The sequence below is a fragment of the Isoptericola sp. NPDC057391 genome (assembly GCF_042668085.1).
Lineage (GTDB): Bacteria > Actinomycetota > Actinomycetes > Actinomycetales > Cellulomonadaceae > Isoptericola.
The window spans coordinates 1-26,913 of record NZ_JBHVBO010000033.1 but is presented as its reverse complement, the minus strand read 5'-3'; the positions used below and the strand labels follow the sequence as shown (position 1 = coordinate 26,913).

The window sequence follows — 26,913 nt, the reverse complement described above, 5'->3', positions numbered from 1 at the left end:
GGGGTCTCTTCGTTCCCCCAACCCCGGCGGGTTCCTTTAAAACCCCCCCTCGCTCGATTCGTCCCCGGGTCAGTCCGCGGGGCGCAGCACCAGGGCGCCGAGCGGCGGCACCCGTAGCGTGACGGAGTGCCGCCGCCCCTTCCACGGGACGTCCTGGGCCTCGACGCGGCCGAGGTTGCCGACGCCGGAGCCGCCGTAGACCTCGGCGTCCGTGTTGAGGACCTCGTCCCAGGCGCCGCCGTCGGGCAGCGCGAGGCGGTAGCCCTCCTGCGGGACGCCCGCGAAGTTCACGACCACGACGGCGGGATCGCCGGCGGCGGACCGGCGCACCCACGAGAGCGTGTCGTGGTCGGCGTCGTCGGCGTCGAGCCACTCGAAGCCGGCGGCGTCGAAGTCCCGCTCCCAGAGGGCGGGCGTGGCCCGGTAGAGGGCGTTGAGGTCGCGCACCAGGCGTTGCACGCCGGCGTGCCCGGGGGTCTCGAGCAGCCACCAGTCGAGGCCGGAGCCCTCGTCCCACTCGGCGTCCTGCGCGAACTCCTGGCCCATGAAGAGCAGCTGCTTGCCCGGGTGCGTCCACTGGTAGGCGAGGAAGGCGCGCACCCCCGCGAGCTGCTTCCACCGGTCGCCCGGCATGCGGCGCAGCAGCGAGCCCTTGCCGTGCACCACCTCGTCGTGGCTGATCGGCAGCACGTACTGCTCCGAGAACGCGTAGACCAGCGAGAACGTCAGCTCGTGGTGGTGGTAGCGCCGGTACATCGGGTCGTGCGCGACGTACCGCAGGCCGTCGTTCATCCAGCCCATGTTCCACTTCAGCCCGAAGCCGAGCCCGCCCGCGTCGGTGGGCCGGGTGACGCCGGGGAAGGCCGTGGACTCCTCGGCGATCATCATGACGCCGGGGGAGCGGCGGTAGGCGGTGGCGTTGGCCTCCTGCAGGAAGTCGATGGCCTCGAGGTTCTCCCGCCCGCCCCGCGCGTTGGGCTCCCACTCGCCGGGCTTGCGCGAGTAGTCGAGGTAGAGCATCGAGGCGACGGCGTCGACGCGCAGGCCGTCGGCGTGGAACTCCTCGAACCAGTAGGTCGCGTTGGCGACGAGGAAGTTGCGCACCTCGCGGCGGCCGAAGTCGAACACGTACGTGCCCCAGTCGGGCTGCTCCCCGCGGCGGGGGTCCGGGTGCTCGTACAGCGGGCCGCCGTCGAACCGGGCGAGGGCGAACTCGTCGCGGGGGAAGTGGCCGGGCACCCAGTCGAGGATGACGCCGACGCCCGCCTGGTGCAGCCGGTCCACGAGGTACCGGAAGTCGTCGGGGTGCCCGAATCGCGCCGTCGGCGCGTAGTAGCCGGTGACCTGGTAGCCCCACGACCCGCCGAACGGGTGCTCCGCCACGGGCAGCAGCTCGACGTGCGTGAAGCCCTGCTCGACGACGTAGGCGGTGAGCTCCTCGGCCAGCTCCCGGTAGCCCAGCCCGGGCCGCCACGACCCGAGGTGCACCTCGTAGACGCTCACCGGGCCGGCGTGCGGGTCGGACGCGGCGCGGCGCGCCATCCACTCGCCGTCCCCCCAGTCGTAGGCGGAGTCGACGACGACGGACGCGGTCGCGGGCGGCACCTGGGTGCCCTTGGCGAGCGGGTCGGCCTTGGCCCGCCACACGCGGTCGGCGCCCAGCACCTCGAACTTGTACCGGGTGCCCTCGCCCACGCCGGGCACGAAGAGCTCCCAGACGCCGCTGGCGCCGAGCGAGCGCATCGGGTGCACCGTCGTCCAGCGGTTGTGGTCGCCCACGAGGCGCACCCCGCGCGCGTTCGGCGCCCAGACGGCGAACGCCGTCCCAGCGACGTCGCCCAGCGCGCTCGGGAAGCGGCGGGGGTTGGCGCCGAGCGCCCGCCACAGCTCCTCGTGCCGGCCCTCGGAGATCAGGTGCAGGTCCACCTCGCCCAGCGTGGGCAGGAACCGGTAGGGGTCGTCGACGGTCTGCACGTCGTCGTCGTACCGGGTGCGCACGCGGTAGTCCGGGGCGTGCCGCCCGCCGTCGGCGTCCACGCCCGCCGGCACCACCGACTCCCACACGCCCGCGGCCACGTGCGCGGCCGGGTGCTCGCCGTCCGTCGTCACGACCGTCACCTCGTCGGCCAGCGGCCGCAGCACGCGCACCACCGCCCAGGGGCCGTCGTGCGGGGGCTCGTCGTCCAGCAGGTGCGGCCCGAGCACGGCGTGCGGGTCGTGCAGGGTGCCCTGCGCGAGGGCGGTGAGCACCTCGGGGTCGACGGGCGGTGGCGACGGCGTCATGCGCCCACGATTCCACGGACGCCTGCCGGGCGCGTTCCGACGCGCGGCCTCGCGTGGGCGCTGGAAGAGGGCCGACGAGGCATACCATCCTGCTCGGGAAGGAGAGCGGATGGCTCGGATCACGATCGCGGACATCGCCCGGCGGGCCGGTGTGTCCACGGGTGCGGTGTCGTACGCCCTCAACGACCGTCCAGGCGTCTCCGACGAGACCAGGGCGCGGATCCTCGGGGTCGCGGCGGAGCTCGGATGGGTGCCGAGCCAGGCCGCCCGGGCCCTGTCCGGCGCGCGGGTGGAGACGATCGGCCTGGTGCTCGCCCGCGCCCCGGAGACCCTCGGCTTCGAGTCGTTCTACATGCAGTTCATCGCCGGCATCGAGCAGGTGCTCACGGAACGCTCCTACGGGCTGCTGCTGCAGGTCGTGCCCGACATGGACGCCGAGGCCCAGGCGCACCGGCGCTGGCACGCCGCCCGCCGCGTGGACGGCGTGATCGTGGTCGACCCCCGCAAGGACGACCCCCGGATCGCGGCGCTGTCGGAGCGGCACGCCCTTCCCGCCGTCGTCGTGGGCGATCCCGAGTTCGCGGGGAACCTTCCCGCCGTCTACACCGACGACGCCACAGCGCTCCGGGAGTGCGTGCGCTACCTCGCCGGGCTGGGGCACCGCCGGATCGGCCGCGTGTCCGGCACGGAGGGCTTCGGGCACACGACGATCCGGGACCTGGCGTTCGACGACGAGGTGGCGCGCCAGGGCGTCGTCGGCCGGGTGGCGCGGGCCGACTTCACGCCGGACTCCGGTGCGGCCGCCACGCGCTCCCTGCTGGCCGCCGACGACCGCGTGACGGCCGTGATCTACGACAACGACGTCATGGCGTTCGCGGGCCTCGGCGTCGCGCACGAGCTCGGGGCCCGGGTGCCGGAGGACGTCTCGCTGGTGGCCTGGGACGACTCGCCCCTGTGCCAGGCGGCGTACCCCCAGCTCACCGCCCTCAGCCACGACGTGACGAGCTACGGGGCGCACGTGGCCCGGCGGCTGTTCGAGCGGATGGCCGGGGCCGAGGCGCGGGCGTACCGCGACTCGACCCCGACCCTCACGGTGCGGGGGAGCACCGGCCCGCCGGCCTAGGCCGGAGCGAGGTGCAGCACGAGCGCCTGGACCGGCCACAGCGTCGGCAGCTGCAGCCCGACCTCGCCGAGCACCCGGCCGGGGAGGGTGACGGGCCCGTCGCCGAGCCAGCCCGGCGTGACCCAGCCCCAGCGTGACTCCCCGACCTCGTCTCGCAGCCGCACCGTGTACCGCCGCTCCGGGTCGAGACCGTCGATCCGCAGCCGCTCCGCGAGCGCCTCCTCGGGCGACGCGACGGTCGCGACGGTGACGACGGCCTCCGACCTGTCCTGCGCGACCACGGTGCGCACCCGCAGGGCCGGGTCGGCGGTGTCGGGGTGCCGCACGGTGCCCGAGTGGAGGAGGCCGCGAAGCTCCTTGTAGAGCGCCGCGAACGCGGTGATCCGGGCGGTCTCCTCCGGGGTGCAGCCGAGGATGTCCCACTCGAACCCGGCCGAGCCCTGCAGCGACGTGGCGATCCGGTACGACAGGTCGGTGGCCCGCCCGGACGAGTGCGCGGGCGACGGCCCGACGTGCGCGCCGACCAGCTCCGGGGGCAGCACCAGCTCGGTCCAGCGCTGGATGTCCTGACGCTCCACCGGGTCGTTGGAGTCGGAGGCCCAGACCCTGTCCGTGCGGGCGAGGATGCCGAGGTCGGTGCGCGCCCCTCCGGAGGAGCACGACTCGATCTCCAGCGCGGGGTGGTCCTCCCGGAGCCGGTCCAGGAGGCGGTACGTGGCCAGCGTCTGGGCGTGCGTGCCGGGCGCACCGTCGTGGACCGGCTCGACCAGGTCACGGTTGTGGTCCCACTTGACGAAGTCGATCCCGAGGTCCGCGACGAGGTCGGAGATCCGACCCCGGACGTGCTCCCACGCGTCGGGGTTCGCCAGGTCGAGCAGGTACTGGGTGCGGAACGACAGGCCGTCGGGTGACGGCACGGACGCGGGGTTGGCCAGGATCCACTCCGGGTGGGCGCGCGCGAGGTCCGAGTCGAGGTTGACCATCTCCGGCTCGAACCACAGGCCGAGCTGCATCCCCAGGCCGTGCACCAGCTCGGCGAGGGGCTCGAGGCCGTCGGGCCAGACGTCGCGGTCGACCACCCAGTCGCCGAGACCCCTGGTGTCGTCCCGGCGCGCGGGGAACCAGCCGTCGTCGAGGACGAAGCGCTCGACCCCGACCTCCGCCGCCCGCCGGGCGAGCGCGAACAGGCGCTCCGGGTCGTGGCCGAAGTAGACCGCCTCCCAGGTGTTGAGCACCAGCGGCCGCGGCGAGCGAGGGTGCTGGGGGCGCGCCCGGAGCCAGGCGTGGAACCGCGCCGCGACGCCGTCGAGGCCGCCGTCCGACCAGGCGAAGTACGCCGACGGCGCGCGGTACGACTCGCCGGGCGCCAGCACGAGCTCACCGGGCCGGAGCAGCTCGCCCGCGCCGAGGAGCGAGACGTGCTCGGTGACCCGGTCGACGCGGTGACGCACGTCGGCGCTCCAGCCGAGGTGGGTGGCCCACACCCGGCCCTGCCCGGCACGGGGGACGCCCTCGGAGGCGAGCGTCACCCACGGGGCGTCGTGGCCCCCGCGGCCCCGGCGCGACTCGCGCACCGTGGTGCCCCGCGGCATCGGGGTCGTGAGCGGCGACTTCTCGCGCGTCCACCGCCCGCCGAACGTCGTGAGGTGGTCGGCCGTCTTCGGCACCGGCAGCGCGGCCTCGAGCCAGGCGACCTCCAGGGGGTCGGCGCCGTCGTTGACGAGCTCGTGGTCGAGCACGACCAGCCCGCCCGGGCCGATCTCGAGCCGTGTGCGCAGGGTCAGGCCCGCGGACGCGTCGGCGGCGGTCACGACCGCCGTCGCCTCGTCCGGGCGGTCCACGGACGACCGCCACCGGGGGTAGACGGGACGACCGGCCCGCGCGACGAGGAGCCCGGGGCGGCCGGACCAGCCGTCGGACTCCTGCGGCAGGAGCGGGAGGCGCCAGGCGGCGTCGAGGGTGCCGGGGGGCGTCTGGCGGCTCGTCGCCGCGAGGATGGCGCCGGCGGTGTCGTCGTCGAGCGGGCCCAGGTCCGCGCCCCAGTGCACGACGGCCGGCAGGCCGGCCGCAGGCAGGTGGAGGACGAGGGCGGTCCCGTCGCGGTGCAGGACGAGGTTCTCGGTGGTCACAGGGCTCCGATCGTGGCGGTCTTGTCGGGGTCGGGGTCGGGGTCGGGGTCGGGGTCGGTCGTCGGCCGAGGTCGGGGACGTCCCAGCGGCAGGCCGGTGTCGGGCGCGCCGCGCAGCACGGTCAGGGCGCCGCCGACGGCGGCGACCGTGGCGACCTGCCCCGACAGCGCGACCCGTGGCGGGCTGAGGGTCCGGCTGAGGGCGTGCTCGGACAGCGCGGCGCCGACGACGCGGCGGTACAGCGGGCCGGCCGTCGCGAACGCGGGGCCGGCGAGCAGCACGGTGTCCACGTCGAAGAGGTTGACGAGGACGGTGGCCGCCTGGCCGACCCGCCGGGCGGACCGGGTGAGCAGGGCGGTGGCGTCCGGGTCGCCGTCGCGGGCGGCGCGGGCGACGCGCTCGAAGTCGGCCAGCGTGTCCTCGGCGGCGCCCCGAACGCCCCAGCGCTCGGCGGCGACGTCATGGGCCTGGGCGACGACGGCCGCCGGGCCTGCCTCCGCCTGGGTGCACCCGCGGTTGCCGCAGACGCAGGCGGACCGCGCGCCGGGGAGCGGGACGTGCCCGATCTCGACCGCGTTCGAGGCGCGCCCGCGGTAGGCGGTGCCGTCCACGACGACGGCGCCGCCGATGCCCGAGGCCATGTAGACGAGCCCGAAGGTCTCGGTGTCGAGGTTCCGCGTCCACAGCTCGCCCACGGCGGCCGCGGTCGCGTCGTTCTCGAGCAGCACGGGCAGGCCCAGCCCGGCGGCCAGCCGCGCCGTGAGCGGGAACCGCTCCCAGGCGGGCGTGGGCTGCGCGGTGAGGAGCATGCCCCGCTCCCGGTCCTGCGGGCCGTGGGTCACGAGGCCGACGCCGAGCACCCGGTGGCGTGGGACGCCGACGCTCGCGAGCAGGTCGCCCACGTGCTCGACGAGCGCCCCGACGGTCCGGTCGGGCGAGCGCCGTCCGGAGCCCCGCAGGCCTGTGCTCGCGACTGTCGCACCGGCGAAGTCGACGACCACTGCGGTCGTGGTGGTGAGGTCGACCTGGATCCCGACGGCGTAACCGGCGTCCGCCGTGACGCTCAGCAGGCGGCGGGGTTGCCCCCGCCCGCGCTGCTGGACCCCGCTCTCGTGCACCAGCCCGAGGTCCAGGAGGCCTCGGACCACGTGGGTGACGGTGGGGGAGGTGAGCCCGGAGAGCCGGGCGAGCTCCACCCGGCTGATCGACCCGCGGGTCCGCACGAGATCGAGCAGACGGCGCGACGAGACGACCTGTGCGACGCCGTCCAGCAGCATCTACCGCCTCCTTGCGCGAGTGACCTACAGCACTTGACCGCTTAAGTTAACCATGGCAAGAATACCCACGAGCGCCGACGACGGCGCCGCTGGAGCCGGCTCTGGTGCCGGCACGAGAAAGGACCGCAGATGTTCCTCAGGACAGGAATCCGTCGGCGCGGCGCGGTGCTCGCCGGTGTCGCGGCCCTCGGTCTCGCCCTCGCGGCGTGCTCCGGGGGCGGCTCGGCCGGCAGCTCGGGCGGCTCGGGCGGGGGCGCGGACAGCACGCTCGTCGCGTACACCGGCCAGGCCGGCGACTACCAGATCAACTTCAACCCGTTCTCGCCCTCGAAGATCGGCGGCCTCGGGACCATCTACGAGCCTCTGTTCTTCTACAACAAGGCCGAGGTGCGGGACCCGGTGCCGCTGCTGGGCACCGAGCAGACGTGGAACGACGACGGCACGGAGCTGTCCGTCACGCTGCGCGAGGGCGTCAGCTGGAGCGACGGGGAGCCGTTCACCGCGAAGGACGTGGAGTTCACCTTCACCCTCCTCAAGGACAACCCCTCGATCAACAGCGGCGGATTCGACGGGACGGCGAAGGCCGTCGACGACACCCACGTGACGTTCACGTTCGAGCAGCCCGCGTTCGTCAAGGGTCCGGACGTGATGAACACGCCGATCGTGCCCGAGCACCTGTGGAAGGACATCAACCCCGTCGAGGACGTCATCGAGAACCCCGTGGGCACGGGCGCCTACCTGCTCGACAGCTTCAAGCCGCAGGCGTTCACGTACAAGGCGAACCCCGACTACTGGGGCGGTGAGCCCGCCGTCAAGAACATCCGCTTCCTGTCTCTTTCGGGCAACCAGGCCGGCGCCGACGCGATCGCGGCCGGCACGGTCGACTGGCAGACCGGCCCCATCCCGGACATCCAGAACACCCACCAGAACTTCCCGAGCTACGACGCGTACACGCAGTGGCAGAACCAGATGGTGCTGTCCACCTGCTCGAGCGCGGAGATGGGCTGCACGGGTCCGCAGACGGACCCCGCCGTCCGCAAGGCGCTCTACTACGCGATGGACCGCACCCAGCTCAACAAGCTGGCGTTCATGGAGACGGCGAACGACATGTCCCCGGTCTTCACGCTGACCCCCAGCCAGGACGAGTTCGTCTCGGAAGCGGTGACCGAGAAGACCGCCCCGATGACGGCCGACCCCGACAAGGCGGCGCAGCTGCTCGAGGACGCCGGCTGGGCGAAGGGCTCGGACGGCATCTACGCCAAGGACGGCGAGAAGCTCACGCTCACGGTCGAGGTCGTCACCGGGTGGACGGACTACATCACCGCCCTGGACACGATGGCCTCCCAGGCGAAGGCGGCCGGCATCGATCTCCAGACCGCGCAGTCCTCGTGGAACGAGTGGACGGAGAAGAAGGGGTCGGGCAAGTTCGAGCTCGCGATCGACTCCCTGTGGCAGGGACCCGCTCCCGACCCGTTCTACCTCTACAACTACTTCTTCGACTCGGGCTCCGGCGCGAAGGTCGGCGAGACCGCGGGGAACAACTACTCGCGGTACTCCGACCCCGAGGTCGACAAGGCGCTCGACGAGCTGGCGAAGCTCCCGCTCGACGACGCGGCGGCGCGCCAGCCGTACTTCGACACCATCCAGGAGCAGATCCTTGAGGACATGCCGTACGTGCCGATCCTCACGGGCGGCACGACGAGCGTGTGGAACACGGCGAAGTTCAGCGGCTGGCCGTCCGACGACGACCTCTACGCCTTCCCGGCGGTGTGGTCCGCGATGGACGCCGCCGAGATCTTCAAGAAGATCCAGCCGGCCGGCTGACATGACCCGCGACGTCGTCCCCGAGGAAAGCACCCTGCCGTGAACTATTTCCTGCGCAAGATGGGCTTCTACGTCGTGGCGCTGTGGGCCGCGCTGACGTTGAACTTCGCGATCCCCCGGCTCCTCCCGGGCAACCCGGTCGACATCCTGCTCGCCAAGCTGCAGCAGCGCGGCGGGACGGTGACGCCCGAGACCCGGGAGGCGTACGCCCTCCTCCTCGGGGGCGACGACTCCCAACCGTTGTGGAACCAGTACGTCGACTACCTGAACAACCTCGTCCACGGCGACCTGGGCGTGTCGGTCAGCTACTACCCGGCGCAGGTCACGGACGTCATCGCGCAGTCGCTCCCGTGGACGGTGGTCCTGGTGGGCATCGCCACCGTGATGGCCGCCGTCCTGGGCGTGACGCTCGGGGCGTTCGTCGGGTGGAAGCCCGGCACCTGGCTGGACTCGCTGATCCCGGCGACCACCCTCCTGGCCGCGGTGCCGTACTTCTGGCTGGCGCTGATCCTGGCGTACGTCCTGGCCCGCGTGCTCGGCTGGTTCCCGCTGCAGGGCGGCTACGACGTCGTCCTGGACCCCGGATGGAACGCCGAGTTCATCGGTTCCGCGATCCACTACGGCGCCCTGCCGGCGCTGACGATCGTGCTCGCCTCCGTCGGCGGCTGGCTGCTCGGGATGCGCAACATGATGGTCTCCACGCTGTCCGAGGACTACGTGATCACCGCCGAGGCCAAGGGGCTGTCCCCGCGCACGGTGCTGCGCTCCTACGCCTCGCGCAACGCCGTCCTGCCGTCGGTCGCCGGTTTCGCGATCTCGCTCGGGTTCGTCGTCTCGGGGTCGGTCATCACCGAGCAGGTGTTCTCGTACCCCGGCATCGGCGGACGCCTGCTCGGGGCCGTGACCAACAACGACTACGCGCTCATGCAGGGGCTGTTCCTCGTCATCACGCTCGCCGTGCTCGGCGCGAACCTCGTGGTCGACCTGCTGTACGGCCTGATCGACCCGCGCACCCGCGCCCGGTCCTGAGAGGAGGCACCGTCATGACGAACCTGAGTCCTGCGAACGAACCGTCCCTCGTGGACGAGGCCGAGGCCGAGGAGGTGGCGCGGGACCGCGCCGGCGGCGCGCCGCGCTCCGGCTGGCGCATGCTCCTGCCCACGATGACGCCCTGGCTGGCCGTCGGCCTGGTGCTGGTCGGCGTCATCACGCTCTTCGGCGTCTTCGGGCCGTACCTGGTCGGCGACCCCCGGGAGATCCGCGACATCGGGCTGACTCCGCCGTCGGCCGACTTCCTGCTCGGCACCACGCAGACCGGCCAGGACGTGCTCGCCCAGCTGGCGTACGCGACCCGCGGCTCGCTGCAGATCGGCCTGCTGGTCGGCGTGCTGGCCACCGCCCTGTCCGCGTTCTTCGGCATCTACGGCGCCTACCGCGGCGGCTTCGCCGACGAGGCGTTCTCGCTGCTCTCGAATGTCTTCCTGGTGATCCCCGGCCTGCCGCTCGTGATCGTCATCTCCGGCTTCGTGCCGCGCGAGAGCCGTGGCCTGTGGACCATCGCGGTCGTGCTGGCGGTGACGAGCTGGGCCGCGTCGGCGCGGGTGCTGAGAGCCCAGACCCTGTCCGTGCGCAACCGTGACTACGTGGCGGCGTCGAAGGTCTCGGGCGAGAAGCCGTGGCGCGTCATCGTCGTCGAGATCCTGCCGAACCTCCTGCCCGTGATCGCGTCGCAGTTCGTCTTCGCGGTCATCGCGGCGATCCTCGGCGAGGCCGGCCTGTCGTTCATCGGCCTCGGGGCGTCGAACTCCGCGACCCTCGGCACGATGCTCTTCTACGCGCAGAACGGCTTCGCCCTCTCCCTCGGCGCCTGGTGGTGGTTCGTGCCGCCGGGCCTGGTGATCGCGCTGTTCGGCATGGGCCTGTCGCTCATCAACTTCTCGATCGACGAGATCATCAACCCCAAGCTCAAGAACCTGCGCCAGCACCGCAGGCGGGCCCGCAAGGCTGCCCGCCTCGAGCGCGAGCTGGCCCGCGCGCACCGCCGGTCGCGCCCGCAGGAGCCGGACGCGGTCCGCGAGTCGGACGGCGCGAAGGAGGTGTCCGCGCGATGACGACGACCCTGGTGCAGGACGAAGGGACCGCCGCCCGCGGCGGCCGGACAGTACCCGTCCTCACGGTCTCGGACCTCACGGTGGTCTACGAGGTGGAGCAGCCGGTCACGGCGGTGAGGGACGCGAGCCTCACGCTGCACCGCGGGGAGATCCTCGGCCTCGCCGGCGAGTCCGGCTGCGGCAAGACGACGCTCGCCTACGCGGTCAACCGGCTGCACCGGCCACCGGCGCGCATCGCGTCCGGGAGCATCACGTTCCACGACCGCGACGGCTCGGACGTCGACGTGCTCGCCCTGGAGGACGCGGCGCTGCGCGCGTTCCGCTGGGACAAGCTGTCGATGGTGTTCCAGGGCGCGATGAACGCCCTCAATCCCGTGACGACCGTGCGGGCGCAGCTGCGGGACACGCTGCTGGCCCACCGGCCGGGCACGTCGCGGGCCGAGGTGCGTCGGCGGTCGGAGGAGGTGCTCACCCGGGTCGGGGTGGACCCGCGGCGCCTCGGGTCGTACGCGCACGAGCTGTCCGGCGGCATGCGCCAGCGCGTCATGATCGCCATGGCGATGCTGCTGGAGCCCCAGATCATGATCATGGACGAGCCGACGACGGCGCTCGACGTCGTCGTGCAGCGCGACATCCTGCGCGAGATCGTGCGGCTGCGCGACGAGCTCGACTTCGCGGTCGTGTTCATCACGCACGACCTGCCGCTGCTGCTCGAGATCAGCGACCGGATCGCGGTCATGCTGGCGGGCGAGATCGTCGAGCTCGACACCGCCCAGCGGCTGTACCGCGAGGCGCGCCACCCGTACACCCGCAAGCTCCTCGGCTCGTTCCCCAGCCTGTCGGGGGAGCGGGGCGGCTTCATCCGCAGCGGAGTCGACCACGTCGCCGGCACCCCCGTGCCCTACGGTCAGGAGGACCGAGCATGACCCGCGTCCACGTGTCCGACCTGGTCAAGGACTACTCGATCCGCTCGGGCCTGCGCCGGTCGCGGCTGCGCGCCGTCGACCACGTGAGCCTCGACCTGGTCCCCGGGCGCACCGTCGCCCTGGTGGGGGAGTCGGGCTCCGGCAAGTCGACGATCGCGAAGATCCTCACGCGCATGGAGAAGCCGACCTCGGGCACGGTCGACGTGCGCCTCGACGATGACACCCCGGTCCAGGGCTCGCTGTACCGGCGCCAGGTGCAGATGGTCTTCCAGGACCCGTTCGCGTCGCTCAACCCGTTCCACTCGATCGAGCACCACGTCGCCCGCCCGCTGCGGATCCACCAGCGCACCCGCACGGCGCAGGAGACGCACGAGCGGGTGGTCGAGATGCTCGAGCGGGTCAACCTCACGCCCGCCGAGGACATCGCCCCGCGCCGGCCCCACGAGCTGTCCGGAGGCCAGCGGCAGCGCGTCGCCATCGCCCGGGCCCTCGCCCCGGGCGCCCAGGTGCTCATCGCCGACGAGCCCGTGTCGATGCTCGACGTGTCGATCCGGCTCGGCGTGCTCAACCTGCTCGGCCGCCTGCAGCGCGAGGACCGCCTGGCCGTCCTCTACATCACGCACGACCTGGCCACGGCCCGGCACTTCTCCGACGAGATCGTCGTGCTGTACCGCGGCCGGGTCGTGGAACGTGGACCGGCGGACGCGGTCATCCTCGACCCGCACCACGACTACACCAAGCTCCTCGCGATGGCGGCACCCGACCCCGAGCGGGTCGACCGCGTGACCCTCACCCAGAAGGGGACGGACCGCGGCGCGATCGACAACAGCGTGTGCTTCGACCACTTCGCGGGCGAGTGGCGGGAGGCCGGCGTCCCGGCCGCCCGGGCTGCGGGCGGCGCGGCCGCGCGGGGCGCGGCGTGACGCCAGGGGCGCCCGTACGGTGGCCGACGTAGGCCGACGTAGGCCGACTCGACCGGCCGGCCGTGCGATCGTGCACGCGGCGCCACCTCCCAGGCCCCGACCAGGCCATCCTGCCGACGACGACGACGAAGGACTCTCACCGATGACCTACCTCCCCTCGACCTTCCGCGCCCTGCACCAGGGGTGGAGCCTCACCGCGGCCGAGCCGGCGGCCGACGCGCCGGACGGCGCGGCCCCGGCGCTCGCGGCCGGCGTGCCCGCCGTCGTGCCCGGCGAGGCGCACCTCGACCTGCACCGTGCCGGGCTGATCGACGACCCGTTCGACGGCGACAACGAGGCGGCGCAGCAGTGGATCGGCGACACCTCGTGGCGGTACGCGACGACGTTCGCGTGGCAGCCGGACGACGCGGCGCGGCACGATCTCGTCGCGCTGGGCCTCGACACCGTGGCGGCCGTGGAGCTCAACGGGACCGAGCTCGGGCGGGCCGAGAACATGTTCCGGTCCTTCCGCTGGGACGCCCGCGGCGCGCTGCGCGAGGGCGACAACACCCTGGTCGTCACGTTCGCCGCGCCGGTGCCGGAGGCGCTGGCTCGCGCTGAGCGCGACGGGGTGCTGCCCTCGACCAACCACCACGAGTACAACCAGCTGCGCAAGATGGCATGCTCCTTCGGCTGGGACTGGGGGATCGACGTCGCCGGCGCGGGGATCTGGAAGCCGATCGGCCTCGACTCCTGGTCCGGTGTGCGCATCGCGTCCGTGCGGCCGCTGGTGGACGTCGTCGCGGGCGAGGAGGGCGCGCACCACGGCGTACTCGTCGCGCACGTGGAGATCGAGCGCGACGGCGCCGCGCCCGACCGGGAGGTCCCGCTGCGCGTGGCCCTCACCGGGCCGGACGGCGCGCGGTACGAGGCCACGGGCACCGTGGCCGCCGGCCGGACCGAGGGTGTCGTGACCGTCGAGGTGCCCGGCGTGCGCCGGTGGTGGCCGGTCGGCCACGGGGACCAGCCGCTGTACGACGTCGAGGTGATCGCCACGGGCGGTGGCGGCAGCGCGCGCTGGGAGGGGCGGGTCGGGTTCCGGACCGTCGAGCTGGACACCACGCCCGACGCCTCCGGTGCGCCGTTCCTGCTCAAGGTCAACGGCGAGACGGTGCTCGTCCGCGGGGCGAACTGGATCCCCGACCACGCGTTCCTCACGGAGGTCGACCGCGACCGTTACGCCCGCCGGGTCGACGACGCCCTCGAGGCGAACGTCAACCTGCTGCGGGTCTGGGGCGGCGGCATCTACGAGTCGGACGACCTGTACGACCTCGCCGACGAGCGCGGCCTGCTGATGTGGCAGGACTTCCCGTTCGCCTGCGCCGCCTACAGCGAGGACGAGCCGATGCGCGCGGAGGTGGAGGCGGAGGCCCGGGAGAACGTCACACGGCTGAGCCCGCACCCGTCGCTCGTGATCTGGAACGGCAACAACGAGAACACGTGGGGGTCGGTCGACTGGGGGTGGGCCGGCCGGCTCGACGGCCGCCCGTGGGGCGACCTGTACTACCGCGAGCTGCTGCCCGGCGTCCTGGCGGAGCTGGACCCCACGCGCCCGTACTCGCCGGCGAGCCCGTACTCGTTCGGCGACTACCGCCACCCGAACGACGAGCGCTACGGGACCATGCACATCTGGGACGTGTGGAACCGGGAGGACTACTCCGTCTACGCCCGCTACAAGCCGCGGTTCCTGTCGGAGTTCGGCTTCCAGGGCCCGCCCGCCTGGTCGACGCTCACGCGCGTCGTCCACGACGAGCCGCTCGACCCGTTCGGCCACCAGATGCTCGTGCACCAGAAGGCGCATCTGGGCAACGCCAAGCTCGAGCGCGGCTGGCAGGGACACCTGCCCGACCCGGCGACGATCGAGGACTGGCACTGGACGACGCAGCTCAACCAGGCGCACGCCGTGCGCTTCGGGATCGAGCACGTGCGGTCACTGACGCCCCACAACACCGGCGCGATCATGTGGCAGCTCAACGACAACTGGCCCGTGGTGTCGTGGGCGGCGGTCGACCACGACGAGCACCGCAAACCGTTGTGGCACGCGCTGCGCGCCGCGTACGCGCCGCGGCTGGCCACGTTCCAGCCGCGCGCGTCCGAGGCCGCGCGGGCCGCCGCGTGGGAGGGGCTGGAGCCGGAGCCCGACACCGTCGCGCTCGTCGTGGTCAACGACAGCCGCGAGCGTCTGGCCGGGACCTGGACGGTCACGCGCGAGGCGTTCGACGGGTCGGTCCGGGCCAAGGCGACCGTCGAGGTCGACGCGCCCGCCCGCGGCGCGGCGACCGTGACGGTGCCCGCCGAGGTCGCGACCTTCGCCGACGCGGCGACCGAGGTGCTCGTCGCCACCGCCGACGACCCGGACGCCGGCGTCGCCACCGCCCTGAGGTACGGCGCCGAGGTCGTGGACCAGCGCCTCGAGCCGCAGCCGCTGCGGATCGAGGCGGCGGCCGTCGACGGGGGCTGCGAGCTGCGGCTGACCGCCGCCTCGCTCGCGCGCGACGTCTTCTGCCACGCCGACGTCGTGGACCCGGGCGCCCGTGCCGACTCCGGGTTGCTGACCCTTCGCGCCGGTCAGAGCGCCACGCTGCGGATCACCTCGCCCGCCGGCGGCGACCCGGCGTCGTTCGCCGCCGCCGTGCGCACGGCGAACGACCTGCTCGGCGGGGCCGGGGTCACCGGGGCGCGCTGAGCACCCGGTCCACCGCCGACAGCGGGATGTGCACCCAGGTGGGGCGCTGGCGGGTCTCGTAGACCACCTCGTAGAGGGCCTTGTCCAGCACGAGGGCGGCGAGGACGGCGTCGGCGGTGGGCGGGTCGAGCTCCGGCGGCCGCCGGCTGACCAGGCCGCTCACGGCGGCGGACGTGTCGGTCGACTGGCGGTAGCGGGCGAGGAAGGCGTGCACGGACTCCGCCTCCCAGGGGTCGGGACCGCCGCCGACGGCCGCGGCGTACGCGAACGAGCGGACCATGCCCGCGACGTCGCGCAACGGGAGGTCGGGGGCGGTGCGCTCGGCGGCCGGTCGCTGCGGCTCGCCCTCGAAGTCCAGGAGCTTCCACCCGGTCTCGCCGTGCAGGGCCTGCCCGAGGTGCAGGTCGCCGTGCACGGTCTGCAGGCGCAGCCGCGGCAGCCGGACCTGCAGGTCGTCGAGCAGCGCCTCGATCGCGGGGGCCCGGACCGCCAGGCCGGGCGCCTCGGCGACGGCGAGCGCCGCCCGCTCGCGCAGGCCCCCGACGAACGTCGCCGGGTCGAGCAGCGGGCCGGGCGGCATCGCCTGGCGCAGCACGGAGTGCAGCTCCGCCACGACGCGGCCCAGGTCGGCCGCGAGGTGCGCGAACGACTCGCCCCGCCCGGCGTGCTCGCAGGCCAGCTCGAACCCGTCGCGGGCCCGCGGGACCAGCTCGCTGAGGACGGCGAGGGCGGTGATGGTGCCGGGCGCGGTCGGCACCTGCAGGGCGCCGAGGAAGCGCGGCACGCCGTCCCAGCCGGCGCGGGTCAGGGCGCGGGGCACGACGACGTCGGGGTGCGGCCCGGGGGTCACGGTGCGCAGGATCTTGAGCATCCCGCCCGCGCCGTCGGGAGACGGCACGCCCGGCAGCACCACGCTCGTGTTCGACTGCTCGCCCGCCACCACCTGGCCGCCGGCGACCAGCTTTCCGCCCGGCACGTCGGCGCCGACGCCGGCCGCCCGCAGCAGGGCGAGCCAGCAGGCCGGGTGCGCGCCGCCGTCGTGCACGGCGACGTCGCCCGCGGCGGTCCGGATCTCGGCGACGAACCCCGGACCGCGCGCGGCCGGGTCGGTGAGCACGAGCGGCACCTGCGCGACCACCTCGCCGCCCGGCACGCCCGGGCCGCGCAGGCGCACGAGGAGGACGACGACGTCGCCGCCGTCGGGGTCGTCGGGCCGTCGCTGCCGACCGGGCGCGGCGCCCGGCGCGTCGTCGTCGAACGTCACCGCGAGCCACGGCTCGACCCGCACCCCGGCGGCACTCGCGCCGCCCGCGGGGAACCACCGCCGGCCCGGCAGCCAGGCCGCGAGCAGCTCCCCGACGCTCGGGTCGGGGACGCCCGCGGCCGGCCGCACGGCGGTCATGCCGGCTCGCCCCCGGTCGAAGGCGCGGAGGTGTCGCCGTCCCCGGGCGTCGGCGGGGTCAGCAGCAGCCAGTAGAAGTCGCGCGACCCCCACGTCATCGTCACGGTGCCGTCCGGGCCGACGTCGGGGAAGCGGGCGCCGCCGAACAGGTCGGTGAGCGACCAGCCGGCGCGCCCGGGCACCCGCACGACCGACGACCGCGCCGTCGCGGAGAGGTTCGCCGCCACGAGCAGCGTCTCGTCCGCAGAGGTGCGGGTGAACGCGATCACGGCCTCGTCGTCGGCCTCGAGGGGCGCGAACGCCCCGGTGCCGAACGCGGGGTGCAGCCGCCGGACGGCGAGCATGCCGTGCACCCAGTGCAGCAGCGAGGACGGCTGCGCGAGCTGCGCCTCGACGTTGACGTGCTGGTAGTGGTGCACCAGCGACTGCACGAGCGGCAGGTAGAGCTTGCCGGGGTCCGCGGTGGAGAAGCCGGAGTTGCGGTCGGGCGTCCACTGCATGGGCGTGCGCACCGCGTCCCGGTCGGGCAGCCAGATGTTGTCGCCCATGCCGATCTCGTCGCCGTAGTACAGGCACGGGCTGCCGGGCAGGCTGAGCAGCAGGGCGTGGGCCAGCTCCACCTCCTTGCGGGAGTTGTCGAGCAGCGGCGCAAGGCGGCGGCGGATGCCGATGTTGGCGCGCATGCGCGGGTCGGGCGCGAACCACCCGTACATCGCCGCGCGCTCCTCGGTGGACACCATCTCGAGGGTGAGCTCGTCGTGGTTGCGCAGGAACGTGGACCACTGGCCGCCCGGTGCGGGGATGTCCGGGGTGTCCGCGAGGATGTCCAGCAGCGGCCGTGCGCGCTGGTCGCGCATCGCGTAGTACACCCGCGGCATCACGGGGAAGTGGAAGCACATGTGGCACTCGGGCTCGTCCGCCGTGCCGAAGTAGTCCACCACGTCCTGCGGCCACTGGTTCGCCTCGGCCAGCATGATGCGGCCGGGGAACTCGTCGTCGATCATGCGGCGCACCCGGCGCAGGAACGCGTGCGTCTCCGGCAGGTTCTCGCAGTTGGTGCCCTCGGCCTCGAAGAGGTACGGCACCGCGTCGAGGCGGAAGCCGTCCACGCCGACCCCGAGCCAGAACCGCGCCACGTCGAGCATCGCGTCGACCACGCGGGGGTTCTCGAAGTTGAGGTCCGGCTGGTGGTGGAAGAACCGGTGCCAGAAGTACTGCCGCCGCACCGGGTCGAACGTCCAGTTCGACGTCTCCGTGTCGACGAAGATGATGCGCGCGTCCTCGTAGCGCGTGTCGTCGTCCGACCACACGTAGAAGTCGCCGTACGGGCCCTCCGGGTCGGACCGCGACGCCTGGAACCACGGGTGCTGGTCGCTGGTGTGGTTCATCACGAGGTCCACCACCACGCGGATGCCGCGCGCGTGCGCGGCCTCGATGAGGTCGGTGAAGTCCTCGACGCTGCCGAACTGGCTCGCGATCGACGTGTAGTCCGCGACGTCGTACCCGCCGTCGCGCAGCGGCGAGGGGTAGAACGGCGGCAGCCACAGGCAGTCCACGCCCAGCCACTGCAGGTAGTCCAGCCGCTCCGTGACGCCGCGCAGGTCGCCCGTGCCCGAGCCGTCCGTGTCCGAGAAGGCCCGGACGATGACCTCGTAGAACACGGCCGTGCGGTACCACTCCGGGTCCTCGGACAGGCCGGGCTTGCCCAGGGGCGGCGGCGCGGGCTGCGGCCTGGTCGGCAGCGCCTGCACCGGCACCTGGCGCGTGACGGGGCGCGGCACCTGGGGCGTCATCGGGGCCCTCTCATGCGGGCCCGCTCATGTCGGCCCCCTCATGCCAGCCCGATCGTCAGGACGTGCGCGACCTGCTCACGCGGGTCGAGGCGGACGTACGGGTGGGCTCCCCACGGGTAGGTGGCGCCGGACAGGTCGTCGTGGGCGACGAAGAACGCCTGGTCCTCCACGCCGTCCGGCCGCGTGAGGCCGAGCGCCTCCAGGTCGAGGAACAGCGTGGCCTCCTGCGTGGCCCACGGGTCGAGGTTGACCACGACCAGCACGACGTCGTCCTGCGTGGCGCCCGGCCGGCCCGCGGCGGGCAGGTGCTCGGCCCGCACGCGGCGCGAGAACGCGACGACCTGGTCGTTCGTCGTCGGGTGCACCGTGAGGTCCCGCAGCTGCTGCAGCGCCGGGTGGGCGCGCCGGAGCTCGTTGAGCCGGCGCAGCAGCGTCGAGACGCCGATGACGTCGGCCTGCGACCAGTCGCGGGGCTTGTACTCGTACTTCTCGTTGTCGATCTGCTCCTCGACGCCCGGGCGGGGCACGTTCTCCACCAGCTCGTACCCGGAGTAGATCCCCCAGGTCGGGCTGCCGAGCGCCGCCAGCACCGCCCGGACGGCGAAGCCCGCCACCCCGCCGTGCTGCAGGTACGGGGGCAGGATGTCGTGCGTCGTGGGCCAGAACGACGGGCGCAGCACCGAGCCCTGCGGCCCCGAGACCTCCTGGAGGTACTCCTCGATCTCCTCCTTGGTGTTGCGCCAGGTGAAGTACGTGTACGACTGGTGGAAGCCGATCCGCGCCAGCGTCTGCATCATCGCCGGCCGCGTGAACGCCTCCGACAGGAAGATCACCTCGGGGTGCGCGGCGTGCACCCTCGCGAGCAGCCACTCCCAGAAGTCCAGCGGCTTGGTGTGCGGGTTGTCGACGCGGAACGCCGTCACCCCGCGGTCGATCCACAGCTCGACGATCCGCAGGATCTCCGCCGCGAGGCCCTGGGGGTCGCGGTCGAAGTTCAGGGGGTAGATGTCCTGGTACTTCTTGGGCGGGTTCTCGGCGTACGCGATGGTGCCGTCCGCGCGCACGGAGAACCACTCCGGGTGCTCGGTGACCCACGGGTGGTCGGGGGAGCACTGCAGCGCGAGGTCCAGCGCCACCTCCAGGCCCGCGGCACGGGCCGCCGCGACGAAGTCCCGGAAGTCCTGCTCCGTGCCGAGGTCGGGGTGGATCGCGTCGTGCCCGCCGTCGGGCGAGCCGATCGCGTACGGGCTGCCCGGGTCGCCCGGCTGCGGGTCGAGGGTGTTGTTGCGGCCCTTGCGGAACGTCGTGCCGATGGGGTGCACGGGCGTGAGGTAGACGACGTCGAACCCCATCTCCGCGATCGCCGGCAGCCGCTTCGCCGCCGTCGCGAACGTGCCCGACCGCCAGCTGCCGTCCTTGCGCCGCGTCGCGCCCTCGGAGCGGGGGAACAGCTCGTACCAGCTCGCCGCCAGGGCCAGCGGGCGGCTCACGCGCAGCGGGTAGGCGGCGCTCGCCGTCACGAGGTCGCGCAGCGGATTCCGGCGCAGGGCGTCCTTGACGGCAGCGGTCATCGCCATCGCGAGGCGGGCCTCGGGCGGGCGCGTGGCGTCGGCGAGCTCGCGGGCCGCGGCCTCCAGCACGGCGGCGTCGGCGGCGGAGCGGGCCGCCTGCAGGTCCGGCGCGACGATCCGCTCGAACAGCAGCCGCCCCTCCGCGAGCACCAGGTCGACGTCCTGCCCGGCGTCGAACTTGATCACCGCGTCGTGCGACCACGTGCCGTACGGGTCCGACCACGCCTCGACCCGGAACGACCACTCGCCCTCCGCGTCCGGCTGCAGGAAGCCGCGGAACCGGTCCAGCCCCGGCGCGACGTCGGTCATCGGCGCGGTGGAGTGCACCGTGCCGTCCGGGGCGAGCAGGACGGCGGTGGCCCCGACGGCGTCGTGCCCCTCCCGGAACACCGTCGCCTCGACGGGCACCACCTCGCCGACCGCGGCCTTCGCCGGCCAGCGCCCTCCCTCGACGACGGGGGAGAGCTGCAGGACGGGGATCCGTCCGATGGGCACGTGCGGCGTGGGCTGCGGAGACGTCACGGCCTCCACGCTAGCCAGCGGGCCAGCCCGGCGCGCGGGGACTCGCTCGCGCCGAAGTAGTCCGGAACCCCGCGAGGTAGTCCCGGACGCGGCGAGGTAGTGGTCCAGTCCACTACCTCGGCAGGATCTGAACGATCTCGCGCGGTTCCGAACTACCTCGCCGCGTCCAGGACTACCTCGCGGAGACCGTGACTACCTCGGCGTCAGGCGTCCGCGGCGAGCGCGCGTCCGGTGGTGCGGCCGGTGTGCAGGCAGCCGCCGAGGAACGTGCCCTCCAGGGCGCGGTGGCCGTGCACGCCGCCGCCGCCGAACCCGGCGGCCTCGCCCACGGCCCACAGCCCGTCCAGCGCGGAGCCGTCCTCGCGCAGCACGCGGCCGGACGGGTCGCACCACAGGCCGCCGAGGGTCTTGCGGGTCAGCACCGACAGCCGGACGGCGAGCAGCGGGCCGTCCTTCGGCGTCGTGAGGGGGCGCGGCTTGGCGACGCGGATGAGCTTGTCCACCCGGTAGTCGCGGGCGGCGCGGGTGGCCACGACCTGGGGGTCCTTGCCCAGCCCGGAGGCGACCTGGGCGTCGCGGGCCGCGACGACGGCGGCGAGCGCGGCCGGGTCCACGTGGCCCTTCGAGCCGGGCGTGGCCTCCACCAGCGCGTTCATCTTCGCGGCGAGCTCGTCGGTGGTGTCGGCCCAGAGGAACTCGGGCGACTCGGCGGCGAACTTCGCGACCGGCCCGACGGCCTTCGGCAGCACCCGCTGCGCGAGGAGCTTGACGTCCTTGCCGGTGAGGTCGGGGTTCTGCTCCGAACCGGACAGGGCGAACTCCGACTCCATGATGGCCTTGTTGAGCACGAACCAGGAGTGGTCGTCGCCGCGCCGGGTCACGTGCTGCAGCGCGCCGAGCGCGTCGAAGCCGGGGAACAACGGGGCGGGCAGGCGGCCGCCGTCGGCGTCGAGCCACAGCGACGACGGGCCGGGCAGGATGCGGATGCCGTGGTTCGTCCACACCGGCGAGTGGTTGGCGATGCCCTCCGGGTAGTGCCACATGCGGTCCTCGTGGACGAGCGCCGCGCCGGCGTCGGCCGCGACGCCGAGCATGAGCCCGTCGGTCGAGTCCGGGACGCCGGACAGCATGCGCTCGGGCAGGGCGCCCGCCTCGGGGTCCCAGTGCGCGCGCGCCAGGTCGTGGTTGGCGCCGATGCCGCCGGTCGCGACCACGACGGCGCCCGCCGCGATCTCCTCGCTGCCCACGACGTCGCGGTTCGACGGCGCCCCGCGGCCGCCGAACGGCAGCCCGGAGACCGGCTGGTCGGCCAGCACGTCGGCGCGCACCCCGGTGACGCGGCCGTCCGTGGTGACCAGCTCCGTCACGCGGCGGCGGAACCGCAGGTCCAGCAGGCCGGCGTCGCGGGCGGCCAGCGCGGCCTCCACGAACGGGCGGATGATCGCGGGGCCGGTGCCCCAGGTGACGTGGAAGCGGGGCACGGAGTTGCCGTGCTCGGTCCGCCCGTCGTCGTGACCCACGGTGTACCCGCCGCGCTCGGCCCACTGCACCAGCGGGAACCACCGCACCCCCTTGTCGTGCAGCCAGGACCGCAGGTCGCCGGCGGCGAACTCCACGAAGCGGCGGGCCCACGCGTAGCCGTGCCGGTCGGGGCCCTCGCCGCGGTCGGCGCCGGGGGCGAACTGTGCCGAGCCCAGCCAGTCCGACCACGCCAGGTCGGCGGAGTCGTGCACGCCCATCGCGCGCTGCTCCGGGGAGCCGACGAGGAACAGCCCGCCGAACGACCACCAGGCCTGGCCGCCGAACGACGCCTCCGGCTCCTGGTCGAGCAGCACCACCCGGCGGCCCGCAGCGGTGAGCTCGGTGGCCGTGACGAGCCCCGACAGGCCCCCACCGATGACGACGACGTCAGCATCCATGCGCGCAGTCTGGCAGAGGAGCGCCCCGGGGAGAACGGGCGACGACGGGTGACGTCACCGGCCGACGAACACCTGCACGCTCAGCGACTCGAGCACGGCGTCCTCCGCCTCGTCGTCGGGCGCCTCGGGCCGGTCCCACGCCGAGCTCCACACCCGTTCCCACGACCCGCCGCCGGGCGCGGGCGGGAGGGTGACCTCCGCGTCGTCGAGCCCGCCGTTGAGCACGAGCAGCACCGCCGCGTCGCCGTCGTCGGGCCCGGGCCGCAGCATCTGGACGACGCGACGCCCCGCGACGGCCCAGGCGTCGCGGTCCATGGGGGCGCCGTCGGCGGCGAACCACAGCAGGTCGGTCTCGTCCTCGCCGGGGCGGGGCGAGCCGAGGAAGAACGAGTCCGCGCGCAGGGCTGCGTGCTCGTGCCGCAGCCCCGCCAGGAAGCGCGTGGTGTCCAGGAGGTCGCGGGCGGCGTCCTCGAGCTCCCAGTCGATCCAGGAGAGCTCGTTGTCCTGGGCGTACGCGTTGTTGTTGCCGCGCTGGGTGCGGCCCAGCTCGTCGCCGGCGGTGAGCATGGGCGTGCCCGCGGACAGCAGGAGCATCGCGAGCAGGTTGCGCTGGGAGCGTCGCCGCAGCGGCACGACGGCGGACCAGGGCTCGGTGCCGGTGTCGCCCGCGCCCTCCCCGTCGTCGGCCCCGGGTGCGTGGCCCTCGACGCCGTGGTTCCACGACAGGTTGTGGTCCGAGCCGTCGCGGTTGTCCTCGCCGTTGGCCTCGTTGTGCTTGTGGTCGAAGGCGACCAGGTCCGCGAGCGTGAACCCGTCGTGGGCGGTGACGTAGTTCACCGACGCCACCGGCCCGCGCGCCAGCGGGGGGTCCGAGTGCCCGAACAGGTCGGCCGAGCCCGCGAGGCGGGTGGTGAGCTCCCGCAGCCCGTGCATGGGCCGGCCGTGCGATCCCTCGCGGGCGGCGTCGAGCCAGAACCCGCGCACCGCGTCGCGGAAGCGGTCGTTCCACTCCGCCATCGGCGGCGGGAAGTTGCCGGTCTGCCAGCCCCCCGGCCCGACGTCCCACGGCTCCGCGACCAGCTTGAGGTTGTTCAGCACCGGGTCGGCCTGCAGCGCGACGAGGAACGGGTGGTCGGGGGAGAAGCCGTGCTGGCCCCGGCCCAGGGTGACCGCCAGGTCGAAGCGGAACCCGTCCACGCCCACCACCTCGGCCCAGTAGCGCAGCGAGTCCAGGGCGAGCTGCACCACGCGCGGGCGGCGGAAGTCGAGCGAGTTGCCCGTGCCGGTGACGTCGGCCAGCGCGGCGGGCGACGCGCCGTCGTGCAGGTAGTACCCCGCGTTGTCCAGGCCGCGCCAGCTCACGTGCAGCGCGTCGTCGCCGCCCTCGCACGTGTGGTTGTAGACGACGTCGAGCAGGACCTCGATGCCCGCGTCGTGCAGCAGGTGCACCATGCCGCGCACCTCGTCGAGCACGGCGGCCGGGCCCGCCTCGCGCGCCGCCCGCGTGGCGTACGCGGCGTGCGGGGCGAAGAACCCGAGCGTCTGGTAGCCCCAGTAGTTGGTGAGGCCGCGGGCCACGAGGTGCGGCTCGCTCGCGAACGCGTGGACCGGCAGCAGCTCGAGCGTGGTGACCCCCAGGCTCGTCAGGTGCGCGATCGTCGCCGGGTGCGCCACGCCCGCGTACGTGCCGCGCAGCTCCGGCGGCACGTCCGGGTGCGTCGCGGTGAGGCCCTTGACGTGCGCCTCGTACACCACCGTGTCCGCCCACGGCACGCGCGGGCGGCTCAGCGGCGGCGGTCCCGGGTGCGACGGCACGACGACGGAGTGCGGGACGAAGGCGAGCGAGTCGCGCTCGTCCGCGGCGCCGTACCGCTCCGCCACCCACGAGCGCCCCGCGGGGGAGTCCGGGTCGTCCGGGTCGACCGGCGCGCCCACCGCGCCGAGCGTCTCCGGGCCGTAGGTGAGGTCGCCCACCAGCCCGCGGGCGTACGGGTCGACGAGCAGCTTGGCCGGGTTGTGCCGGTGACCCGCCTCCGGGTCCCATGCGCCGTGCGTCCGGAAGCCGTACCGCTGGCCGGGCCGCACGTGCGGCACGTGGGCGTGCCAGACGCCGTACACCGGGCCGTCCAGCGGGACCCTCCGCTCCGCGTAGCGGGCCGGGTCGTGCGGGTCGCGGTGCGGCTCGACGACGTCGATCAGGCACAGCTCCACCGCGTCCGCGTGCGCCGCCGCGACGGCGACGTCGACACCGCCGTCCGGCGTCGGGTGCACCCCGAGCGGGGGGACGTGGCTGCGGCGCGCCGTCGGGCGCGTCAGCGGCGTGACCTTGGGTCGCGACTCCATGGGGGACATGGTGCCCGGGGTCGCCGACAGGCGCGCGGGCGCGCGGGCCGGCCCCGCGTCCGGCGTCACACCGGCCGGCGCTGGACGCGGGGCGGGTCCGGGGAGGGCCGCGGGTAGGCTCGGCACCGTCGGCCGCAGCGCGTGCGGCCGCCGTCACCACCGTGAGCTGGAGGTCGCGCCCGTGCGCATCGTCGTCGCCGTGAAGTACGTGCCGGACATCAACGCGGACCGACGTTTCGTGGACTGTCGCGTCGACCGCGATCCGGGCGTCGGCACCCTCAACGAGCTGGACGAGAACGCGCTCGAGGCGGCGCTGCGGATCCTCGACGCCCTGCCCGACGACGAGCGCGCGGCCAGCGAGGTCGTCGCACTCACCGTGGCCCCCGCCGACGGGGACGTGGCGCTGCGCAAGTCGTTCCAGATGGGCGTGGACCGTGCCGTCCGCGTCACGGACGACGCCCTGGCCAGCTCGGACTACTTCGGCACCGCCGCGGCGCTCGCGGCCGGGGTGCGCCGGCTCGAGGCGGACGGCGCGCCCGTCGACCTCGTGATCACCGGCATGGCCGCGCTCGACGGCCTGGGTTCCGTGGTCCCGGCGCTCGTCGCGGCCGAGCTCGGCCGCCCGGCGCTCACGCTGGCGAAGAAGGTGGACGTCGCGGACGGCACCCTGACCGTCACGCGCGAGACCGACGAGGCCACCGAGACGCTCGCCGCGCCCCTGCCGGCCGTCCTGTCCGTCGCGGACACCGCGAACACGCCGCGCATGCCGAACTTCAAGCTGATCATGGCGGCCCGCACCAAGCAGATCGAGGCGTGGTCGGCCGCCGACCTCGGCCTCGACCCGGCCGGCGTCGGGAGCGCCGGGGCGCGCACCGAGGCCGTCTCCGCCGAGCCCCGCCCCGCCCGCCCCGAGGTCGAGCTGGTGGTCGACAAGGGCGAGGGCGGCACCGCGCTGGCCGAGTACCTGATCCGCAACGAGCTGGTCTGAGAGGACGCGAGATGTCTGAGCCCACCCGCAACCGCACCGTCCTCGTCCTGCTGGACCCGGCCACCGAGGTCCGCTCGGGTGCCCTCGAGCTGCTCACCATCGCGCGCGGCCTCGGCCGCGTCGAGGCCGTGACCCTGGAGGCGCCGACCGTCGAGGCGCTCGCCCAGCTCGGCGCGTACGGCGTCGAGACGGTGCACCAGGCCGAGGTGCCCACCGACGCCCTCGCCGCCGCCGGGGGCGACGCCGCCCGTTACCTGCCGTCCGTCGTCGCCGCGACGCTCGCGTCCGCCGTGCGGCGCACCGACGCCGACGTCGTCCTGGCGCCCGCCACCTTCGCCGCGAAGGAGGCCGCGGCCATGACGGCGCACGCGCTCGGCGCGGGCCTCGTCATCGACGCCGCCGCCGTGGGGGAGGACGCCGACGGCAGGATCGTGGCCGGCAAGCGCGTCTTCGCCGGCGCCTGGGACACGCGCTGCGTGGTCACCGCCGAGGTCGCCGTGCTCACGGTGCGGGCCAACGCCGTCGTGCCGGAGCCCGCCGAGGCGTCCGTGGCGACCGAGGTCGACGCGCTGCCCGTCGCGCTGGCGGGCACGGCGGGCGTCGTCGTCACGGCGCGCGAGGTCAAGGAGCGCGCCCCCGGCCGCCCGACGCTCGAGGAGGCGGCCGTCGTCGTGGCCGGCGGCCGCGGGACCGGCGGGGACTTCGGTCCGGTCGAGGAGTTCGCCGACGCGGTCGGCGCGGCGGTCGGCGCCTCGCGCGACGCCGTCTTCGAGGGCTGGTTCGACCGCTACATCGGCCAGACCGGCGTCACCATCGCCCCGCGCCTCTACGTGGGGGCGGGGATCTCCGGTGCCCCGCACCACCGCGGCGGGATGCAGGCGGCGCAGGTGATCGTGGCCGTGAACTCCGACCCGGAGGCGCCGATCTTCGAGATCTGCGACTTCGCGGTCGTCGGCGACCTCGCGGACGTGCTGCCGCAGGCCGCCGCCGCGATCCGCGCGCACCGCGCGGGCTGACGCCGCGGAATCGAGCGTGCTGACTTGATCCTCAAACC

The 26,913-nt window shown here is 74.0% G+C and carries 17 protein-coding genes; 9 read left to right on the top strand and 8 right to left on the bottom strand.

All coding sequences use genetic code 11. The features are described from left to right. Positions 1 to 69: 69 nt before the first annotated feature. Entirely contained in the window at positions 70 to 2,283 is a 2,214-nt protein-coding gene (gene glgB / locus ACFUVW_RS07115) for a 1,4-alpha-glucan branching protein GlgB (protein ID WP_430570626.1), read from the bottom strand. A 109-nt stretch (positions 2,284 to 2,392) separates the two neighbouring features. Here glgB and ACFUVW_RS07110 point away from each other — a divergent pair, with 109 nt between their 5' ends. Then, positions 2,393 to 3,406 carry a LacI family DNA-binding transcriptional regulator gene (locus ACFUVW_RS07110; RefSeq protein WP_430570625.1) on the top strand — a complete coding sequence of 338 codons (1,014 nt, stop codon included), beginning with the start codon at positions 2,393 to 2,395 and terminating at the stop codon, positions 3,404 to 3,406. Here the strand turns inward: ACFUVW_RS07110 and ACFUVW_RS07105 are convergent. After that, positions 3,403 to 5,535, bottom strand: coding sequence for an alpha-galactosidase (locus ACFUVW_RS07105; protein WP_430570624.1), 2,133 nt, complete (start codon positions 5,533 to 5,535; stop codon positions 3,403 to 3,405). The two genes, ACFUVW_RS07110 and ACFUVW_RS07105, sit on opposite strands and share 4 nt — an antisense overlap. Then, entirely contained in the window at positions 5,532 to 6,812 is a 1,281-nt protein-coding gene (locus tag ACFUVW_RS07100; RefSeq protein WP_430570623.1) for an ROK family protein, read from the bottom strand. The genes ACFUVW_RS07105 and ACFUVW_RS07100 overlap by 4 nt, the downstream gene beginning before the upstream one ends. Positions 6,813 to 6,941: 129 nt before the next feature. Here ACFUVW_RS07100 and ACFUVW_RS07095 point away from each other — a divergent pair, with 129 nt between their 5' ends. From ACFUVW_RS07095 to ACFUVW_RS07070, 6 genes are all read left to right on the top strand, one after another. Then, a complete protein-coding gene (locus ACFUVW_RS07095) occupies positions 6,942 to 8,636 on the top strand; it encodes an ABC transporter substrate-binding protein (RefSeq protein WP_430570622.1) in 1,695 nt (564 codons plus the stop codon). 39 nt (positions 8,637 to 8,675) lie between these two features. Then, positions 8,676 to 9,665, top strand: a complete 990-nt coding sequence (locus tag ACFUVW_RS07090; protein ID WP_430570621.1) for an ABC transporter permease — start codon at positions 8,676 to 8,678, stop codon at positions 9,663 to 9,665. 14 nt (positions 9,666 to 9,679) lie between these two features. Then, positions 9,680 to 10,747: an ABC transporter permease gene (locus tag ACFUVW_RS07085; protein WP_430570620.1), complete on the top strand. Its 1,068-nt coding sequence runs from the start codon at positions 9,680 to 9,682 to the stop codon at positions 10,745 to 10,747. Continuing rightward, positions 10,744 to 11,673 carry an ABC transporter ATP-binding protein gene (locus ACFUVW_RS07080; RefSeq protein WP_430570619.1) on the top strand — a complete coding sequence of 310 codons (930 nt, stop codon included), beginning with the start codon at positions 10,744 to 10,746 and terminating at the stop codon, positions 11,671 to 11,673. Before ACFUVW_RS07085 ends, ACFUVW_RS07080 begins: the two co-directional genes overlap by 4 nt. Further along, positions 11,670 to 12,596, top strand: coding sequence for an ABC transporter ATP-binding protein (locus ACFUVW_RS07075; protein ID WP_430570618.1), 927 nt, complete (start codon positions 11,670 to 11,672; stop codon positions 12,594 to 12,596). The genes ACFUVW_RS07080 and ACFUVW_RS07075 overlap by 4 nt, the downstream gene beginning before the upstream one ends. A 142-nt stretch (positions 12,597 to 12,738) precedes the next feature. Further along, positions 12,739 to 15,321 (top strand): glycoside hydrolase family 2 protein, encoded by a 2,583-nt coding sequence (locus ACFUVW_RS07070; RefSeq protein ID WP_430570617.1) that lies wholly within the window; start codon positions 12,739 to 12,741, stop codon positions 15,319 to 15,321. On the opposite strand, the gene ACFUVW_RS07065 is transcribed toward ACFUVW_RS07070, so the two are convergent. From ACFUVW_RS07065 to glgX, 5 genes are all read right to left on the bottom strand, one after another. Further along, positions 15,305 to 16,723 carry a phosphotransferase gene (locus ACFUVW_RS07065; protein ID WP_430570616.1) on the bottom strand — a complete coding sequence of 473 codons (1,419 nt, stop codon included), beginning with the start codon at positions 16,721 to 16,723 and terminating at the stop codon, positions 15,305 to 15,307. The two genes, ACFUVW_RS07070 and ACFUVW_RS07065, sit on opposite strands and share 17 nt — an antisense overlap. Beyond that, entirely contained in the window at positions 16,720 to 18,516 is a 1,797-nt protein-coding gene (gene treS / locus ACFUVW_RS07060) for a maltose alpha-D-glucosyltransferase (RefSeq protein WP_430570615.1), read from the bottom strand. The genes ACFUVW_RS07065 and treS overlap by 4 nt, the downstream gene beginning before the upstream one ends. A 38-nt stretch (positions 18,517 to 18,554) precedes the next feature. Further along, the gene (locus tag ACFUVW_RS07055) at positions 18,555 to 20,618 is read right to left on the bottom strand and encodes an alpha-1,4-glucan--maltose-1-phosphate maltosyltransferase (protein ID WP_430570614.1); all 2,064 of its coding nucleotides are present in this window, start codon (positions 20,616 to 20,618) and stop codon (positions 18,555 to 18,557) included. 194 nt (positions 20,619 to 20,812) lie between these two features. Further along, entirely contained in the window at positions 20,813 to 22,528 is a 1,716-nt protein-coding gene (locus ACFUVW_RS07050; protein ID WP_430570613.1) for an FAD-binding dehydrogenase, read from the bottom strand. Positions 22,529 to 22,582: 54 nt separating this feature from the next. Beyond that, the gene (glgX, locus tag ACFUVW_RS07045) at positions 22,583 to 24,871 is read right to left on the bottom strand and encodes a glycogen debranching protein GlgX (protein WP_430570612.1); all 2,289 of its coding nucleotides are present in this window, start codon (positions 24,869 to 24,871) and stop codon (positions 22,583 to 22,585) included. A gap of 181 nt (positions 24,872 to 25,052) precedes the next feature. Here glgX and ACFUVW_RS07040 point away from each other — a divergent pair, with 181 nt between their 5' ends. After that, positions 25,053 to 25,859, top strand: coding sequence for an electron transfer flavoprotein subunit beta/FixA family protein (locus ACFUVW_RS07040; protein ID WP_430570611.1), 807 nt, complete (start codon positions 25,053 to 25,055; stop codon positions 25,857 to 25,859). 11 nt (positions 25,860 to 25,870) lie between these two features. Further along, the gene (locus ACFUVW_RS07035; protein ID WP_430570610.1) at positions 25,871 to 26,875 is read left to right on the top strand and encodes an electron transfer flavoprotein subunit alpha/FixB family protein; all 1,005 of its coding nucleotides are present in this window, start codon (positions 25,871 to 25,873) and stop codon (positions 26,873 to 26,875) included. The last annotated feature ends 38 nt before the right edge of the window (positions 26,876 to 26,913 follow it).

Bases quoted from the DNA above. Each gene is read 5' to 3' on its own strand.
- glgB (WP_430570626.1), bottom strand. From the start codon at position 2,283: ATGACGCCGTCGCCACCGCCCGTCGACCCCGAGGTGCTCACCGCCCTC.
- ACFUVW_RS07110 (WP_430570625.1), top strand. From the start codon at position 2,393: ATGGCTCGGATCACGATCGCGGACATCGCCCGGCGGGCCGGTGTGTCC.
- ACFUVW_RS07100 (WP_430570623.1), bottom strand. From the start codon at position 6,812: ATGCTGCTGGACGGCGTCGCACAGGTCGTCTCGTCGCGCCGTCTGCTC.
- ACFUVW_RS07095 (WP_430570622.1), top strand. From the start codon at position 6,942: ATGTTCCTCAGGACAGGAATCCGTCGGCGCGGCGCGGTGCTCGCCGGT.
- ACFUVW_RS07085 (WP_430570620.1), top strand. From the start codon at position 9,680: ATGACGAACCTGAGTCCTGCGAACGAACCGTCCCTCGTGGACGAGGCC.
- ACFUVW_RS07080 (WP_430570619.1), top strand. From the start codon at position 10,744: ATGACGACGACCCTGGTGCAGGACGAAGGGACCGCCGCCCGCGGCGGC.
- ACFUVW_RS07075 (WP_430570618.1), top strand. From the start codon at position 11,670: ATGACCCGCGTCCACGTGTCCGACCTGGTCAAGGACTACTCGATCCGC.
- ACFUVW_RS07070 (WP_430570617.1), top strand. From the start codon at position 12,739: ATGACCTACCTCCCCTCGACCTTCCGCGCCCTGCACCAGGGGTGGAGC.
- ACFUVW_RS07065 (WP_430570616.1), bottom strand. From the start codon at position 16,723: ATGACCGCCGTGCGGCCGGCCGCGGGCGTCCCCGACCCGAGCGTCGGG.
- treS (WP_430570615.1), bottom strand. From the start codon at position 18,516: ATGACGCCCCAGGTGCCGCGCCCCGTCACGCGCCAGGTGCCGGTGCAG.
- ACFUVW_RS07050 (WP_430570613.1), bottom strand. From the start codon at position 22,528: ATGGATGCTGACGTCGTCGTCATCGGTGGGGGCCTGTCGGGGCTCGTC.
- glgX (WP_430570612.1), bottom strand. From the start codon at position 24,871: ATGGAGTCGCGACCCAAGGTCACGCCGCTGACGCGCCCGACGGCGCGC.
- ACFUVW_RS07035 (WP_430570610.1), top strand. From the start codon at position 25,871: ATGTCTGAGCCCACCCGCAACCGCACCGTCCTCGTCCTGCTGGACCCG.